The 16,585-nt window shown below is 68.5% G+C and carries 12 protein-coding genes; 7 read left to right on the top strand and 5 right to left on the bottom strand.

Annotated features, from left to right (window positions below; all coding sequences use genetic code 11):
- Positions 1–6: 6 nt before the first annotated feature.
- Both ACWDTD_RS00690 and ACWDTD_RS00685 read right to left on the bottom strand, forming a co-directional pair.
- The gene (locus ACWDTD_RS00690) at positions 7–1,287 is read right to left on the bottom strand and encodes an alpha-amylase family glycosyl hydrolase (RefSeq protein WP_449745136.1); all 1,281 of its coding nucleotides are present in this window, start codon (positions 1,285–1,287) and stop codon (positions 7–9) included.
- Entirely contained in the window at positions 1,284–2,561 is a 1,278-nt protein-coding gene (locus tag ACWDTD_RS00685) for an outer membrane protein assembly factor BamB family protein (RefSeq protein ID WP_449745465.1), read from the bottom strand. Before ACWDTD_RS00685 ends, ACWDTD_RS00690 begins: the two co-directional genes overlap by 4 nt.
- A gap of 178 nt (positions 2,562–2,739) precedes the next feature.
- Between ACWDTD_RS00685 and ACWDTD_RS00680 the strand changes: the two genes are divergently transcribed.
- Positions 2,740–3,492 (top strand): acyltransferase, encoded by a 753-nt coding sequence (locus tag ACWDTD_RS00680; protein WP_449745135.1) that lies wholly within the window; start codon positions 2,740–2,742, stop codon positions 3,490–3,492.
- Between the two features lie 27 nt (positions 3,493–3,519).
- Here the strand turns inward: ACWDTD_RS00680 and ACWDTD_RS00675 are convergent, their stop codons facing one another.
- From ACWDTD_RS00675 to ACWDTD_RS00665, 3 genes are read right to left on the bottom strand one after another with little or no spacing between them, the layout of a single operon-like run.
- On the bottom strand, positions 3,520–4,773 hold the full coding sequence (locus ACWDTD_RS00675; protein ID WP_449745134.1) for a glycosyltransferase family 4 protein: 1,254 nt from the start codon (positions 4,771–4,773) through the stop codon (positions 3,520–3,522).
- Positions 4,770–6,335, bottom strand: a complete 1,566-nt coding sequence (locus ACWDTD_RS00670; protein WP_449745133.1) for a 1,4-alpha-glucan branching protein domain-containing protein — start codon at positions 6,333–6,335, stop codon at positions 4,770–4,772. Before ACWDTD_RS00670 ends, ACWDTD_RS00675 begins: the two co-directional genes overlap by 4 nt.
- A complete protein-coding gene (locus ACWDTD_RS00665) occupies positions 6,326–7,165 on the bottom strand; it encodes a class I SAM-dependent methyltransferase (protein ID WP_449745132.1) in 840 nt (279 codons plus the stop codon). The genes ACWDTD_RS00670 and ACWDTD_RS00665 overlap by 10 nt, the downstream gene beginning before the upstream one ends.
- 220 nt (positions 7,166–7,385) lie before the next feature.
- On the opposite strand from ACWDTD_RS00665, the gene ACWDTD_RS00660 reads away from it, so the two are divergent.
- The 6 genes from ACWDTD_RS00660 (at position 7,386) to ACWDTD_RS00635 (ending at position 16,447) form a co-directional block, all read left to right on the top strand.
- Positions 7,386–8,171: an electron transfer flavoprotein subunit beta/FixA family protein gene (locus ACWDTD_RS00660; protein WP_449745131.1), complete on the top strand. Its 786-nt coding sequence runs from the start codon at positions 7,386–7,388 to the stop codon at positions 8,169–8,171.
- A gap of 82 nt (positions 8,172–8,253) precedes the next feature.
- A complete protein-coding gene (locus ACWDTD_RS00655) occupies positions 8,254–9,210 on the top strand; it encodes an electron transfer flavoprotein subunit alpha/FixB family protein (protein ID WP_449745130.1) in 957 nt (318 codons plus the stop codon).
- Positions 9,211–9,484: 274 nt separating this feature from the next.
- Positions 9,485–10,312, top strand: coding sequence for a GNAT family N-acetyltransferase (locus ACWDTD_RS00650; RefSeq protein WP_449745129.1), 828 nt, complete (start codon positions 9,485–9,487; stop codon positions 10,310–10,312).
- A gap of 7 nt (positions 10,313–10,319) precedes the next feature.
- Positions 10,320–11,231, top strand: coding sequence for a lysophospholipid acyltransferase family protein (locus ACWDTD_RS00645; RefSeq protein ID WP_449745128.1), 912 nt, complete (start codon positions 10,320–10,322; stop codon positions 11,229–11,231).
- Between the two features lie 126 nt (positions 11,232–11,357).
- A complete protein-coding gene (locus tag ACWDTD_RS00640; RefSeq protein ID WP_449745127.1) occupies positions 11,358–12,878 on the top strand; it encodes an MFS transporter in 1,521 nt (506 codons plus the stop codon).
- 74 nt (positions 12,879–12,952) lie between these two features.
- On the top strand, positions 12,953–16,447 hold the full coding sequence (locus ACWDTD_RS00635) for a BTAD domain-containing putative transcriptional regulator (RefSeq protein ID WP_449745126.1): 3,495 nt from the start codon (positions 12,953–12,955) through the stop codon (positions 16,445–16,447).
- Positions 16,448–16,585 lie beyond the last annotated feature (138 nt).

The following is a 16,585-nucleotide window of genomic DNA, read 5'->3' as shown; positions in this document are numbered from 1 at the left end:
GGGCACTCACCCGCCCGCGATGTACCAGCCGCCGGGATCGAGATGGACGGTGTCGCCCTCGCGGTGGGCATGCTCGGAATCGAGGTGCCCCGCGTCGCCGAGCGGCACGGTGATCGATTCGTGCGTGCGACCGGCGTTGAGCGCCACCACGATCGGGCTCTCGGCGCCCGCGCGGTAGCAGAGGCCACCCTGAGCGACGTGCAGTGTGGTGACCGGGGCCCGATGCAGATCGGGGAAGCGACGCCGCAGTCCGAAGAGGCGCTGATGAAGGCGGAACGCCTGGGGGAGTTCGGCATCGGTGGGCGGCGCATCCGGCAGTGGGGGCCGGATGTCGTCGTCACCGCCGACGCGCTCTTCCTTGGCGCCCGTCCAGCCCAACTCGTCGCCGTAGTAGACGGCAGGGGTGCCGGGCAGCGTGGCCAGCAGTACCAGCGCGAGGTCGGCGGGCAGCCCGTGTAGCCGGGTCGCGATGCGGGTGACGTCGTGATTGCCGATGAAGGTCCACGGCACGAAGGTCTCGAGCATCTCGTCGTGGCGGGTCAGCGCCCAGGCGAGTTCGTGCATGTTCGCGTCGGTGATCGAACTCCAGATCGCCTTCCACAGCTCGTACTGGGTCACGGTGTCGACGGTGCTCGCGGCGACGAAACCCGGGTAGTCGCCGTGGATCACCTCGGCAACCACGTAGACGTCGGGAAAACGTGCGCGCACCCGCGGCAACACGTGACTCCAGAAGTCGGGCGGTACCGCGTAGGCGGCGTCGAGTCGCCAGGCGTCGGCCCCGAGTTCGAGCCACTGACACATCACGTCGACCACCAGGTCGGCGACCTCGGGATTTCGGTGATCGAGGGTAACCAGTTCGCCGTGTCCCTCGAAGGTGCGCAGCTCTCCGTCCCTCCCGCGGCGGGCCCAACCGGAGTCGACGGCGTGGGCGGTGTCGGCGACCAGGTGATGGTGGCGGGACACATGATTGAACACACCGTCGAGCATCACCCGAATGCCACGAGCTTGGCAGGCGTCGATGAGCGTGCGGAAGTCGTCGAGCGTGCCCAGCCGTTCGTCGATCTCGTGGTGGTCGAGGGTGTCGTACCCGTGCGTACGGGACGCGAAGATCGGACCGAGGGCGATTCCGTTGCAGCCCAGCGCGATCACGTGATCGAGCCAGCCGGTGAGGTCGGCCAGTGAACGACGGCAACCCCGGTCGGCGCCGGTGGTGTCGGCGCCGAGTGCACCCAACGGGTAGACGTGCCACCAGATCGACGTGGAAACCCAGTCCGGGGTGGGGGTCATTCGATCTCCTTCTTCGAGTCGAAGAAGTAGACCTCGCCGATGTTCGTGGCGACGGCGATCTGTCCGCCCGGCGACACCGCGATCCCGGTGGCGAATCCAACCGAATCCGGCAGTGGGAGCGTGCGTTTGGTGGCGCCGTCGCTGCTGCTGACCTCGATCAACGACAGAGAATCCTTGCCGGGGTCGCGGATCACGGACCAGGCTGTCTTGGAGTCGGTGAGCGTCGAGAGGCTGACCACGGCCAGATCCTTTCGCTGCCACACCTGCTCGGCTCGGTTACCGGCGTCGCGCAGCATCGTCAACGGTGCCCCGATCACTCCCGTCGGAATGATGAGGCCGTCGGGGGAGACGGTCATCGTGGCGAATCCGTAGCCGCCGTTGTCATAGGTCCACTTGGTGGTGCCCGATGCCGCGTCGATCGCCACGATCTGTCCGAGGCGGCTGAACGTATAGAGCGTGGCGCCGTCGGCCGAGAGGGTCGGCGGGCCGATCACCCCGCCGGGGACGTCCGCGTGCCAGATCTCGCGCACCGCCCGTGCGCCGTCCTTCTTGGCGAAGGAGAAACCGCGGATCTGGGAGGCGATCGCCCCGGTGGGCCAGAAGTTGAGGAAGAACCGCTCGTGTTGTTCGTCGACCGCCGGGGGAGCGGGGACCGCGCATCGCGGGCCGTTGGTGACGCAGTCGCCGAAACCGTACAGCGGGTCGCCCGGGTCGGCCTCGGGCCGCAACCGCACCTCGGGTGCGGTGAAGTCGCTGGTCTGTGAGTTGAGCATCAGGATCTGACCCTGCGTGGTGACCATGAGCACCTCGCTGGGTGCCGCGAACTTCGCCGACAGCGGCACCCCGATCACCGGCATCCGCCACCGGAAGGCGCCGCCGGCGTTGAGCGCGAGAAAGTTGGTGGACTCACCCACGTACGTCTGGTCGTACTGGTCGATCAGGGTCGCGTTGGAAGCGATACCGGTCTGCATCCGCTTGCAGAAGTTCTTCCGGCCGGAGTTGGGGTCGAGAACCAGGAAGTTACAGCCGTTGTCGGTGTTCGCGGTGACGCTGACGTTGGAGTGGCCGGAGACCGTCAGCGGCGCGGTGACCGGGCCACCGGTGGGACGCGTCCAGCTCAGCGTGAGGTCGTCGGGTACCTCGGGGTAGGCGAAGTTCGAGTTGGCGGCGTTCCCGCCGAAACTCGACCATCCCGGACTCGCGACCGACCGCACGTCGGCGTGACCGTCGGAGCACGCCGACAGGGTGAGGACCGACACGACGGCGACGACCATGCCGGCCCACAGTGCTCGCCCGCCCACTCGCGTCATCGTGCTCCCGTTGTCCGTCGCTGTTGATGATGTCCGTCGGTCCTCGGCAAGTGCGCCGGGACGCCAGCAGTAGAGCCTATCGTGTGCCATCCACCGCGCCGGGAGATCGGCGGGGTGAACCGGTGGATTAGGGTGTGTCGTCATGACCACGATGTGGAACGCCTCCTACCGGTCCCGCTGGCGAGCCGGTCGCCGCCGCGATCCCCAGCAGGTGCGCTTCCTCACGATGGAGTCACTGCGCTGGGTGTTGCGTAACCGCGCCTACACGCCGTGGTACCTGGTCCGGTACGTGCGCCTGGCCCGTTTCCGGGCCGCCAATCCGCACATCGTGCTGCGCGGCATGCTGTTTCTGGGACGCAACGTCGAGATCCACGCGACACCCGAGATGAGTCGTATGGAGATCGGCCGCTGGGTGCACATCGGTGACGGCAACTCCATCCGCTGCCACGAGGGCAGTCTGCGGATCGGCGACAAGACCGTGTTCGGCTGCAACAACGTGGTGAACTCCTACCTCGACCTGGAGATCGGCGGGTCGGTGCTGGTTGCTGACTGGTGCTACATCTGCGACTTCGACCACAAGATGGACGACATCACCATGCCCATCAAGGACCAGGGCATCGTCAAGGGGCCGGTGCGGATCGGCTCGGACACCTGGGTGGCCACCAAGGTGTCGATCCTGCGTAACACCATCGTCGGCCGGGGTTGCGTGCTCGGCGCGCATGCGGTGGTCAAGGGGGAGGTTCCCGACTACTCGATCGCCGTCGGCGCCCCGGCTCGCGTGGTGAAGAACCGCAAGGACGCCTGGGCGGCCAACGCGGCCGAACGTGCCGAACTCGAACGTGCGCTGGCCGACATCGAACGCAAGAAGGCCGAAGCGGCGCGCGGCGAGGCCTGAGCGACCTCGGCGGCGCGTGCAGTCCGGCTACCCCAGGTCGCGCTCGGGCAACGGCCGTTCGTCGATGATCGGTCTTGCCAACGGGTGCCGGACGCCCCGTTTGGCGGCCAGGTAGACACCCGCCGTGCGCTCGGCCACCTCGCGCCAGGAGAAGTCCTCGGTCAAACGCTGCCGGGCCCGGCGCGCCCGTGCGGCGGCCTGCGCCGGGTCCGAGAGTGTGGTGCGCACGGCTGCGGCCAGGGCGGCGACGTCTCCGGGGGGAAAGGTCAGTCCGGTCAGCGGCGCCGAGACGGCCTCACCGAGACCGCCGGCCGTCGACACCACCAGGGGTGCGCCGGTGGCCGCGGCCTCCAATGCGACGATCCCGAACGGTTCGTATCGTGACGGCAACACGATCGCGGCGCACCGATGCATCAGCGCCACCAGCCCCTCGTGATCGACAGCGCCCAGGAACTGCACGGCCCGCGACACGCGGTGCCGTCGCGCCGTCTCGCGCAGCCACTCGAGTTGGGTGCCGGTGCCCGCCACGGTCAGCACGGTGCCCGGGTGGGTGCGGCGGATGCGGGGCAGCGCGGCGAGCAGATCCTGCAGACCCTTCTCGTACTCCAGACGGCCGGCGAACAGCAGTTCGGTGCCCGGCGTGGCGTCGGCCCGATCGGCGAATGGCCAGGCCCGCAGATCGATTCCGTTGTGGATCACCGTCACCTCGGGGATCGCCGGACCGAACAGCCGCGTCACCTCGTCACGCATCGACGCCGAACAGGTGATGAGCGCATCGGAGTCGTTGGCCAGCCACCATTCCACCGAATGCACCTGCCGGTTGATGCGGCCGCTCACCCAGCCGCTGTGCCGGCCCGCCTCCGTGGCATGAATCGTCGACACCAGCGGAACGTCGAACACCTCGGCCAGTGTGATGGCGGGGTGGGCGACGAGCCAGTCGTGCGCGTGCACCACGTCCGGTGTCCACCGCGAATCCGTCTCCGCGGCAAGGATTCTCAATGCGGCGCGCACAAATGAGTGGCCCATGGCCAAGGTCCACGCCATCATGTCGCGGCCGAACTCGAACTCGGGTGGATCCTCGGCGACCGCGATCACCCGCACCCCGTCGACCCGGGTGTCGGATGTCGGGTGACTACCGGCATCGGTGCCCGACGGCCGGCGGGTGAGCACCACCACGTCGTGGCCGAGCGCGGCCAGCTCGATGGCGAGGTGGCCGAGGTGTCGCCCGAGACCGCCCACCACCACCGGTGGGTACTCCCAGGAGACCAGAAGAATCTTCACCGGTGGCGTCCGATGCGGAGCCGGCGGGCGTCGAGATCGGCGAAGAGTCCATCGGCGCGGTTCCAGCCATCGGCCAGCGTCGTCGCCTGTGCGGTGCGGCCACGCATCGCCGCGTCGGCAATCTCGCGCGTGGCGTGCGCGTGGGTGTGGGCGCGGCGGATCGCATAGTCGGCGGCGGTGTCCTTGGACACCATGAACGGCCAGTCCGACGACACCGTGAGCAGGGTTTCCCGCACGATCTGATCGGCCACCCGATTGCGTGTCGTGTCGGTGTCGATGAGCTTGTCGACCGCGTCGAGTGCGGACTCGGTGACTTCCGCGTTGAGCCGAACGAGGTGGTCGACGTCGGGTCCGTTCCACACCCGCCAGTCCTTGCCCGATCCCCATGAGCACGGCGCCAGGTGCACCGGCTCGCCGACGAATCCGTCGGCTGCGGCGCTGCGCAGCGTGCCCACGCGGATCCCGGCCTCGGGTAGCGTCCGCAGCACACGTTCCAGCCACCGCGGACCCTCGTGCCACCAGTGGCCGAACAGTTCGGTGTCGAAGGCGGCCACCACGAGCGCAGGCCTGCCCAGGCGATCGGACTCGGCGATCAGCCGCTCGCGGACATGGCCGACGAAGTCGTCGGCCTGTCGATCGATGACCGCATCGACAAGTGCCGGGTCGTAGGGCTTCTTATCCTGTGCAGCAACGGTTTTCCCGGTCACGCGGGACAGTTTGAGTCCGGTGGCATGGTCGTAGGTGTGGAAATCGCGGTAGGCAGGGTGCCCCGGATAGCCGGACTTGGGCGACCAGACGCGGTAACTCACCGCCAGATCCCGGCCGAAGGCGATGACGTCGGAGTCACCCACCGGTCGGCCCAGGGCGGTGTCGCCGTGCAGCGCGGGACCGTCGACCATGAAACGGGCCACACCGGCCTCGGCGTACTCGGTTTCCATGCCGGGTGCGAACGCACATTCCGGAGCCCAGATGCCGGCTGGACGTGCCGCCCAGCGCAGGTCCGCGTCGGCGAGTCCCTCGGTCAGCGAGAAACGACGCAACCGCGGGTCGAGCAGCGGCGCAAACGGGTGGGCCAACGGACCACCGAGCAGGTCGATCACACCGGAATCGATCAGTCCACGGATCACCGGCGCACCGCCGTGGCGCCAGTGCCGCTCGAACAGTCCCCGGGCCGAGCAGGCATTGCGGAACTCGAGGGTCGCCAGGTCGCGCCGCGTCGCATCGGACGAGCCGGCGGCCTCGACGGCGCGCAGTTGCCAGTCGGCGAGCCAGGAGTACATCGACTCGATGCAGTGAGGGTCGTCGAGCTGAGCCGCCAGCACCGGGGTGATGCCCAGCGACACCTGATCGGTGAAACCGTCGCGCCCCAGGCGGCGGAGCATGTCGACGACCGGCAGGTAGGACCCGGCCCACGACTGATAGAGCCACTCCTCGCCGACCGGCCACCGTCCGTGATTGGCCAACCACGGCAGATGCGAATGCAGCACCAGGGTGAACTGGCCGGGAACGTCGGTGCCCGGTGCTGCGGTGCCGGTACTCGTCACGCGGTGTGTCAGGGGCATACGGTGTTTGCGGGTCGGACCGCAACGGCGATCAGGTCGAGCGAGTCGTCGATGTCGACGCCGTCACCCGCCTCGACGATGACGAAATCCTCGGCGGCGATGGCCGCCACGTCGGCGACCAGCTCGGTGGGCCAGTCCTCACCGGCAAGCGCGCGTTCGATCTGCGCGTCGATGAGCGATCCGCCCCACTTCTCGTCGAGTGTCTGCAGGCGCGGGCCGTGGTACACCCCCGACATCCGCTCGACGGTGAATCCGCCCGCGGTGATCAGGTCGGACAGTTCGGTGGCGTCGAGTTCACGGGTGTGGAACGGATTGAGCGGAGTGGTGCGGCCCGGTGAGAAGGTGATCCGGTTCGGTGTGGACATCATCAGCCGGCCGCCGGGGCTCAGCACCCGGAAACACTCGTCGACGAACCGCGCCTGATCCCAGAGGTGTTCGATCACCTGGAAGTTCACGACGACGTCGACCGACCCGTCGGGCAGCGGCAGGTCGACAAGGTTGGCCTGCACCACGGTGAGTCCGGGATAGCGACGACGCGTGTGTTCCACCGCGCTCGGGTCGTAATCGACGCAGGTCACGTGTGCCCCCGCGGCGCCGAGCATCGCCGCACCGTACCCCTCGCCCGATCCGGCCTCCAGCACGCGACGCCCCGCGCACTCATCGGCGACGGCGGCGTAGGCGATCTCGTGGCGACGGAACCAGTAGTTCTCTGCCGGGATCCCGGGAACGGTGCGCTCACCGGTCAGCGCGAGTTGCTCGTCGGTCCCGAGGTCGGCCACACCGCGTATCGGCTCGGCGACCGGTGTCGGTGCCCCCTGTGTGTCGGTCATCCCCACGACAGTAGTACCCGCAGACGCGATGGCACCGGGCTCGGTGGGAGTTCGGTGTACGGTTGTCACTCTTTGTCGGTGCCCGCCCCTGCGCCCTGATCGCCATACTGTGAGGTAGGCGATGTGTTACGGCCAAATAGGAAACGCTAAAGTGGGGTAGACCGATGGCCTTACCCGCCGGTAAGTTGCCGAACCCGACGCAGGAGGTCGACGAAGACCCATGACAAACATTGTCGTTCTGATCAAGCAGGTTCCGGACACCTGGTCCGAGCGTAAGCTCTCCGACTCGGATTTCACCCTGGACCGTGAAGCCGCCGACGCGGTGCTCGACGAGATCAACGAGCGCGCCGTCGAGGAGGCGCTCCAGATCAAGGAGGCCAACGGAGGCGAGGTCACCATCCTCACCGCTGGTCCGGCCCGCGCGACCGAGGCCATCCGCAAGGCGCTGTCGATGGGCGCCGACAAGGCCATCCACATCCAGGACGACCTGCTCCACGGCTCCGATTCCGTCCAGACCGCCTACGTGCTGGCACGTGCGCTCGGCACCGTCGAGGGTGTCGAACTGGTGATCGCAGGCAACGAGGCCACCGACGGCCGCGTCGGCGCGGTGCCCGCGATGATCGCCGAGTACCTCGAACTCCCGCATCTCACGCACCTGCGCAAGCTCACCGTGGAGGGCGATCACCTCACCGGCGAGCGCGAGACCGATGACGGCATCTACCACATCGAGGCGGACCTGCCGGCCATCGTCAGCGTCAACGAGAAGATCAACGAGCCCCGCTTCCCCTCCTTCAAGGGCATCATGGCCGCCAAGAAGAAGGAAGTTCAGGTGGTCACCCTCGCCGAGATCGACGTCGAGCCCACCGACGTGGGCCTGGAGAACGCCGGAACCGCGGTGACCAGCTCCACCCCCAAGCCGCCCAAGACCGCGGGTGAGCGTGTCACCGACGAGGGCGACGGCGGCGTGAAGGTCGCCGAGTACCTGGTGGGCCAGAAGATCATCTGACCCCTCTCGAGCAGACCACCACCCCGCTCGGCGGCCGCCCCGATGGGCCGCGGGCATCGAAAGACATCAGGAGCGAAGAACAATGGCAGAAGCACTCGTGCTGGTCGAACAGGACGCCGAAGGCGCCCTGAAGAAGGTGACCAACGAACTCATCACCGCCGCCCGTGCACTGGGCACCCCGGCGGCCGTCGTGGTCGGTGCCCCCGGCTCGGCCGACGGCATCATCGACGACCTCAAAGCCGCGGGCGCCGAGAAGATCTACGTCGCCGAATCCGACGACGCCGCAAGCTATCTCCTCAGCCCCAAGATCGACGTGTTGTCGGCGATCGCCGAGCAGGCGGCACCCGCGGGCATCCTCGTGGCGGCCAACGCCGACGGCAAGGAGATCGCGGGCCGGTTGGCCGTACGCCTGGGTTCGGGCGTACTCGCCGACGTGATCGACGTCAAGGAGGGCGCCGTGGGCGTGCACTCGATCTTCGGTGGCGCATTCACCGTCGAGGCGCAGGCCAAGGGCGACACCCCGGTCTTCTCCATCCGTCCGGGCGGCGTCGAGGCAGAGCCTCAGGCCGGCGCCGGTGAGCGGGTGGACATCGAGGTTCCCGCCGCCCCCGAGAACGCGGTCAAGATCACCAAGGTGGAGCCGAACGTCGGTGGCGACCGGCCGGAGCTCACCGAAGCCACGATCGTCGTGTCCGGTGGTCGCGGTGTGGGCAGCGCGGAGAAGTTCTCCGTGGTCGAGGAACTCGCGGATTCGCTCGGTGCCGCTGTGGGCGCATCGCGTGCCGCGGTCGACTCCGGCTACTACCCGGGTCAGTTCCAGGTGGGCCAGACCGGCAAGACCGTGTCGCCGCAGCTCTACGTCGCACTCGGCATCTCCGGTGCGATCCAGCACCGCGCCGGCATGCAGACCTCGAAGACCATCGTCGCCGTCAACAAGGATGAAGAGGCACCGATCTTCGAGATCTCCGATTTCGGTGTGGTGGGCGACCTGTTCAACGTCGCGCCGCAGCTGACCGAAGAGGTCAAGAAGCGCAAGTGAGCGGCACCTCCGCTGGTTGAGCGTCTCTCCGCTGGTTGAGCGCCCTCCGCTGGGTGAGCGCCCTCCGCTGGTTGAGCGCCCTCCGCTGGTTGAGCGCCCTCCGCTGGTTGAGCGCCCTCCGCTGGTTGAGCTTGTCGAAACCACCCCGTGACCCCCGGCCCGTGCCGGGGGTCACGTCGTTTCGGGGGTTGCTCGCGGCGAGTTCACCCGTCGCGCACCGACACGTCACGCGGCCGTTCCCGCGGGGTCGTTGAACCTGGATTTCATCGGGGGCATGACCGGATTGCCGGGCGCGGCCACTACCCGACCGCGCACATTGCTCGCCGCCGGGGCCACACGCATCCTGCTCACCGAGGACCCCGACCACATCGACGCGGTGCAGCGGCTGCGTTTCGACGTCTTCGCCGCCGAGCCGGGCTTCTCCGACTCCATCGGTGATGCGGACACCGGCCGCGACGCCGACCGCTTCGACGAGTACGCCGAGCATCTGATCGCGGTGCACGACGATGCCGGGATCATCGGGTGCGCCCGACTGCTACCGCCGCCGCGGGCCATCGCCGCCGGCGGCTGGTACACCGCAGGCGCCTTCGACCTCGGCGAACTCGACTCCATCGGCGCGGCGACCGTGGAGATGGGACGCGCCGCCGTCGCCACCGGACATCGCCACGGTTCGATCACCGCGCTGCTGTGGGCGGCGCTGCTCGCCTATCTGGAGCACAACGACTACCGGTACCTGATGGGAAGCGTCTCGGTGCCCGTGGGTGGCCCCGACATCGACGGCCGGGTGCGCGGCGCGGCGCTGCGCGGTGCCCGTGACCTCCTCCGCGATCGGCACCTGGCGCAGTGGCGGGCGCACCCATTGACACCTCCGACCATCGACGGGCAACCGCTCGACCGCATCGACCCTCCCGACACCGCCGGGGTGCCGCCGTTGATGCGTGCGTATCTGCGCCTGGGCGCACGGGTGTGTGGCGACCCGGCGATCGACGAGATCTTCGACGTCGGTGATTTCGTCACCGTCCTCGATCGGCAGAACGGCAACTCCCGATACCTGGAACGACTCCGTGCCACCTGCGCACGACTGACCGACGCCGGAGAATGAGGGACCGATGACCACAGCGGCGCCGACCATCCCGGACACATCCGAATTCCCCACTTTCGCACACCATCTCGTTCCGACACCGCTGCGGCCTTCTCATCCCATGCCCGTCGCGGACACGCCCCACGCGTGGTATCCCACGAGCCCCTGCGGGACCCCCTGCCTGGGCGCCGACCGGTGCGACGTGGTCGGTGTAATGCGGGTGGTTGCCCGCGTCACCCGGCTGGTCGTCATCCTCGTCGGTCTCCTGGTGAGCGGCGTGCTCGTGATGCCGCTGCCCCGTCTGGTCCGCCGCGCCTATCTGCGCCGGTCGTCGCGGGCCGTGCTGCGTGCCCTCGGAGTGCGGGTAGTGATCGATGATCGCCGCCCCTTCGCGGCGTCGACCCGAGGACTGGTGGTGGCCAATCACGTGTCCTACCTGGACATTCTGGCGATTGCCGTGGTCAATCCGGCGCATTTCGTCGCCAAATCCGAGGTGATGGCGATGCCGGTGATCTCCACCGTCGCGCGACGGCTGGGCATCATCCCGGTGGACCGCTGCTCGCTGCGCACCCTGCCCGACACCGTCGATCGGGTGGTCGACGACCTGGAATCCGATTCGTCGGTCGCGGTCTTCCCCGAGGGCACCACATGGTGCGGGCGCGCCCGCGGCGAGTTCCGTCCGGCCTTCTTCCAGGCAGCCATCAATGCCGGGGTGCCGGTGATCCCGATGCACCTCGAATTCAGCGTCGACGGTGCGATCACTGCAGCGCCGGGGTTCATCGGCGACGATTCGCCCGCCGACACCATGCGTCGGGTGCTGCGGATGCGTGGACTCACCATGCGCGTGCGGATCCATGAATCCCAGCTTCCCGGTGACGACCGTCGCGAACTGGCCCGCCGCTGCGCCGACCTCGTCGGCGGCCCGCTGCCGCACCCCTGACATCACACACGCGACACCACCCCCGACGTCACACTCCGGAGGGCGCGACCAAGCAGTCCGCAAGCGACCTCCAAGGCCCTCGGCCCACCCTGACTTCACCGAATCGGATCGAACAAAGGTGGAGACATGGCGGACACGAGCCCGCACTTGGGACGTAAGAGCCCGGCCTTCTCACGGACACAACGCATCACCTTGGCAGTGGTGTGTGCTGCGACAGCGATGCTCATGCTCGACATCGCGGTGGTCAACACTGCGCTGCCGGCCATCGCCCGAGAGTTCCGCGCCGACATCACCCCGCTCAAGTGGGTCGTCGACGGATACACCCTCGCACTGGCCACAGTCGTGCTCAGCGCCGGCGCATGGGCCGACCGGATCGGCCGGCGTCGTGTGTTCGTGGCGGGTGTCGTGGTGTTCACGCTCGCCTCGGCTGCGTGCGCGGCCGCCCCGACGATGGCGCTGCTCAACGTGTCCCGCGTGGTGCAGGGACTCGGTGCCTCCCTGATGTTCGCCTCGTCGTTGGCGTTGCTGGCCAACGCTTTTCCCGGGCGGACCGAGCGCACCACGTCGCTGGCGGCGTACGGGGCGACGATCGGCGCATCGTTCGCGGTGGGACCGTTGCTCGGTGGTGTGCTGACCGAGGTGTTCGACTGGCGGGCGATCTTCGTCGTCAACATCCCCGTGGGTGTGCTGATGGTCCTCGGAGCCCGTTGGGTGGACGAATCCCGGAGCAGCGCCCCGCGCCACGGCGACTGGTGGGGGCAGGTGGCGGTGATCGCCGGTCTCGGCGCACTCACCTACGGGTTCTTCGAGGCCAACTCCCGCGGTTGGGCGGATTCCGTCACACTGGCTGCCTTCGCAGTGGCCGCGGTCGCGATCAGCGCCTTCGTGGTGATCGAAAGTGTTGTCCCAGAGCCGATGCTGCCGTTGGGAATGCTGCGCAACCCGGCGTTCGCCGGCGCCCAGCTGGCCACCTTCGCGATCTCGGCGTCGATGTTCGCCGTGTTCGTGTACGTGACCATCTACCTGCAGGGAGTGCTGGGACTCACCGCGATCGAGGCCGGCCTCGTCTACCTGCCGGGAACCATGGTGATGCTCGTGGTCGCCGGACTCACCGACAAACTCCTCGGCAGGGTGGCGCCCTGGGTGCTGTTGGCGACGGCACTGGTGGGCGTTGCCGGTGGGCTGGCGTGGATGACGATCGGCGGTCTGCACAGCAGTGGATGGGTGATGGTGCCCGGCTTCCTTGTGGCCTGTGTCGGCGCGGGCGTCTTCAATCCGGTCATGAGCGGGGTGGTGCTCGCCGAAAGCCACCACGACGATTCCGGGCTTGCCGCAGGTATCAACGACGTCTTCCGGCAGTCGGGAATCGCGTTGGGAGTGGCAGCCCTCGGAGCGGTGTTCCCCGCCCAGTCCGTGCTGACCGGCGGTTCGCCCGCCGCATTCGTCGACTCCTTGCGGGTAGCGCTGTGGATCTCCTGCGCAGTCGCGGCCGCAGGCGCCCTCGTCGTGGTCGCGGCGATGCGCTCGGCCCGCGCGAGCACCGGGGGCGATTCATACGGGGGCGATTCGTACGGGGGCGATTCATACGGGGGCATCGACCTGCCTGCCGCGACCCCGCCCCGTTTGGTCGATGAGAGGACGCACTGAGCATCCTCGCGGCCGTCGGCGACGTACACTCTGGCCGGGATCAAACAGACAATCCGGGCAGGCAGGAGGCATCCGTGCGCGAGTATCTGGTGCTCGGTCCGCTCGAGGTGCGTCACGACGGGCGTCCGGTCGATCTGGGGTCTCCCAAACAGCGGACGGTGCTGGGTGCACTGCTTCTCGCCCGCGGTGCGGTGGTGTCCACCGACCGATTGATCGACACGGTGTGGGGAGACGAACCCCCGGCAGCCGCCGTCACCAGCCTGCAGGCCTACATCTCGAACCTGCGGCGGTCGCTGCGTTCGGACCGGGGTGAGAGTTCCCCGATCCAGCGGGTCGCCACCGGCTACCGTCTCGAGCTCGGCGACGACCGTCTCGACCTCATCGAGTTCGGCGGACACGTCGCCGCCGCACGGGCGGCCAGGCACGAGGACCGCTGGACCGATGCCCTCACCGAAGCCGAATCGGCGCGTGGGCTGTGGCGTGGTGAGCTTCTCGCGGAGGCCGGCGCCGAAGTCCCGTGGATCGTGGCCGAATCCGCTGCCCTCGACGAAGCCCGGCTCGCCGTGCAGGACACGCACATCACCGCGCTGCTCGCCGCCGGGGACACCGGCGGTGCGCTGAGTGGCATCGTCGGTCTGCGGGCCCGGGACCCGTTGCGCGACAGGGGAGTCTGGTTGCACATGGTGGCCCTGTACCGGGCCGGGCGGGCCACCGATGCGCTCGACGTGTACTCACGGCACGCGCGCACCCTCGACGCCGAGTTGGGTCTGCGCCCGGGCGCCGAACTCGTCGAGTTGCAGGGTGCGATCCTCCGCCACGATCCGGTCATCGCGGCGTGGCCGCGTGCGCCGCACTGGTCCGGCGCCGAATCCGTGGCGGCCCCTGCCGAGGTCACCGATCCGCCTGCTTCGGTGCCCGTGTCGTCGTCCGCGGTGACCGATGGCGCGGACATGAGCGAGATCCCCCTGGTGGGACGCGACGCCCAGATCGATCGGATCTCGACACTTTTCGACGGTTCGCCGGCAACGCGGTGGCTGCTGCTCAGTGGTCCCGCCGGAATCGGCAAGACACGACTGGCCGAGGAGGTCGCGCACCGAGCGGAGCGTGCCGGCCACTCGGTGGTCTGGGTGCGTTGTCCCGACGCCGACGGTGTCCCGGCGTGGTGGCCGTTGCGGCAGCTGTGCCGGGGACTGGGTGTGGACCCGGCCGATGTGTTGTCGGTGCCCGCCGGGGCCGACGCCGACACCGCGCGTTTCGCCGTGTACGAGCGAGTCCAAGCTCTGCTGGAATCTGTTCCGCCACAAACGGTGACGGTGATCGTCGAGGACGTGCACTGGGCGGACGCGATGACCCTGGGCCTGCTGGCGTACCTCACCACGGTCCTGCGCGACACCCCGCTGCAGATGGTGGTGACCGTACGGGACGGTGAAGGGGGAGCCGACGCACAGCGGCTGCGCACGGCGGTGTCGCGCGCAGGCGGGATGTTGATCGCGGTTCCTCAGCTCGACGACACCGAGGTGGCCGAACTCGTCCGGGCCGTGGCAGGCGACACGCTCGCCGATGCGGATGCGGCCACGCTCACCCGGCGCACCGGCGGAAACCCGCTCTTCGTCACCGAATTCGCGCGCCTCCCGCCCGATGAACGGCGTCGTGAGATGGTTCCGGCCGCGGTGCGGTCGGTGCTCGACCGTCGACTGCTCTCACTCGATCCCGCAGTGCTCGAGGTGGTGGGTCACGCGGCTGTTCTCGGCACCGAGATCGACGTCAATCTGCTTGCCACGGTGATGGGTCGTGACGTTGCCGAGATCGCGGACTGTCTCGACGAGGCCGTCGACGAGCGAATCCTGATGGCCACCCACACCGGTGGGCAGACGCGTTTCGCGCACGCCCTGTTACGGGACGAGGCTCTGTCGACGATTCGCCCGTTGCGCCGGTGTCGAATTCATCTGCGCTGTGCGGAGATCTTTGCGAGTGCCGACGGTGCCGACGCGATCTCGCGCCGGGCGGCGCACCTGCTCGAGGCGCGTCCGGTGGCCGAGGCCGCCGAAGTGGTCGCAGCCTGCCGGGCGGCAGCGGATGAGGCCACCACACAGTGGGATTCGGAAAGCGCGTCGTACTGGCTCGACGCTGCGCTGCGCACCTACGAATCCGCCGGGGTCACCGCGTCGACCATCGCCGAGCGCGACGATCTGCTGATCGCACTGCTGGCCGCGCGGGCCCGCGCCGGTCAGGTGCGGATGGTTCTCGAGACGGTCGAAACGCGACTCTACGAATGTATTCGGGCCGGTGCGCACGGCACGCTGGGACTGCTGGCGAGCAGTCTGATCCGCGCGGGAGGCGCCTGGCCGTGGATCGGCCCCCACGTGGCCGACGAGAGTCTGCTGGCCGCGCTGACCGGGGCCGCCGATGCCGCGTTGGAGGACCCGGCAAGTCTCGCGCGAGTCTGCGCTGCCGCCGCGATCGGGCACTGCTATCACCGCGACACGGCCGTTCCGGCTCGCTTGCTGGCGCGAGCGGACGCGCTGGTCGCCGGACTCGACGACGATGCGGTGCTGGCCGATGTGATCCTCGCGCGCCTGATCACCTACTCCGGCGTGGCCGACTACGCCGACGCCTCTCTCGAGTGGGCCGAGCGGTTGCGGTCGTTGACATATCCGGATGCCGATGTCGATTCGGTGGTCGTCGACACCATCCTCACGATGGCGACGATGACGCTGGGCGACGTCGACACCACCGAGACCCTGGTCCGACGGGCGATCGCGGGAAGCGAATACCTGCGATTGCCGATCCTGCGCGCGCAGTTGCGCTGGATGGAGATGTCCCTGGCCTCCTGGCGGGGGGATTTCTCGCTGGCCAGGCAGCACTTCGACACGGCCGTCACGGTGCACGAGCAGACCGAGTTGTACGTGGCAGGCAGCAATTGGCTGGCGATGATGGCGATGGCCTGTGAACGCGGCATGCTCGACGACCTGGCGGGTGCGGGAGGACCCGACCCCCTCGACTGGGCGCGCCGCAGCAGCGAGGAGTTCACCCACGACCAGATCGCGCTGCTGGTTGCTGCCGGGATCGCGCGGATCGCCGGTTCCGCGGGCGACCGAGAGTTGGCGCGGACGATGATCACGGTGTGGCTCGACGATGACCGGCCCATGGTGTGGACGTCGCTGTGCCAGGCGGTGCTGCTGGCCCACGTCGTCGCCGAACTCCGCATGGTGGAATACGCGCCGACCTTCATCGATCACCTGACCCCGTTCGCCGACCACATCGCGACGCTCGGACAGGTCGGCTGTGTCGGTCCGGTCGCACTCGCGCTCGCCGAACTGCACTACCTCATCGGCGACGACGACCGCGGATACGAGGCACTGCGCACTGCGCACGACATCGCGCGCACCGGCCGTGGAGTGCCCTCGATGTTGCGCTGCCGGCTGCTCGGCCTCCGCAGGCAGGCCCCGTCGGAGGCGCGTTCGGCAGCGCTGGCCGAGATAGAGTTCCGCGCCCGCTCGCTCGGTATGCAGCAGCTCGCCGACTCCGCGGTGCAGGTGCGGCTGTCGGCACAGACGTCGGATCGCTGAACCCCCGGATCGCTGAACCCCGCACACCGAATCCGTATACCAACGGTAGGACGACAAGGGTCCAAGCACCTTCCAAGCGTGGTGCAATGACCCCGGCGCACTCTGGCGGAGCGATCAATCGGTCGCAACGAGTGCGAA

This window comes from Gordonia sp. NPDC003425 (assembly GCF_053588635.1).
Note: the sequence above shows the minus strand (reverse complement) of the source record. Positions and strands in the feature narration are given on the sequence as shown.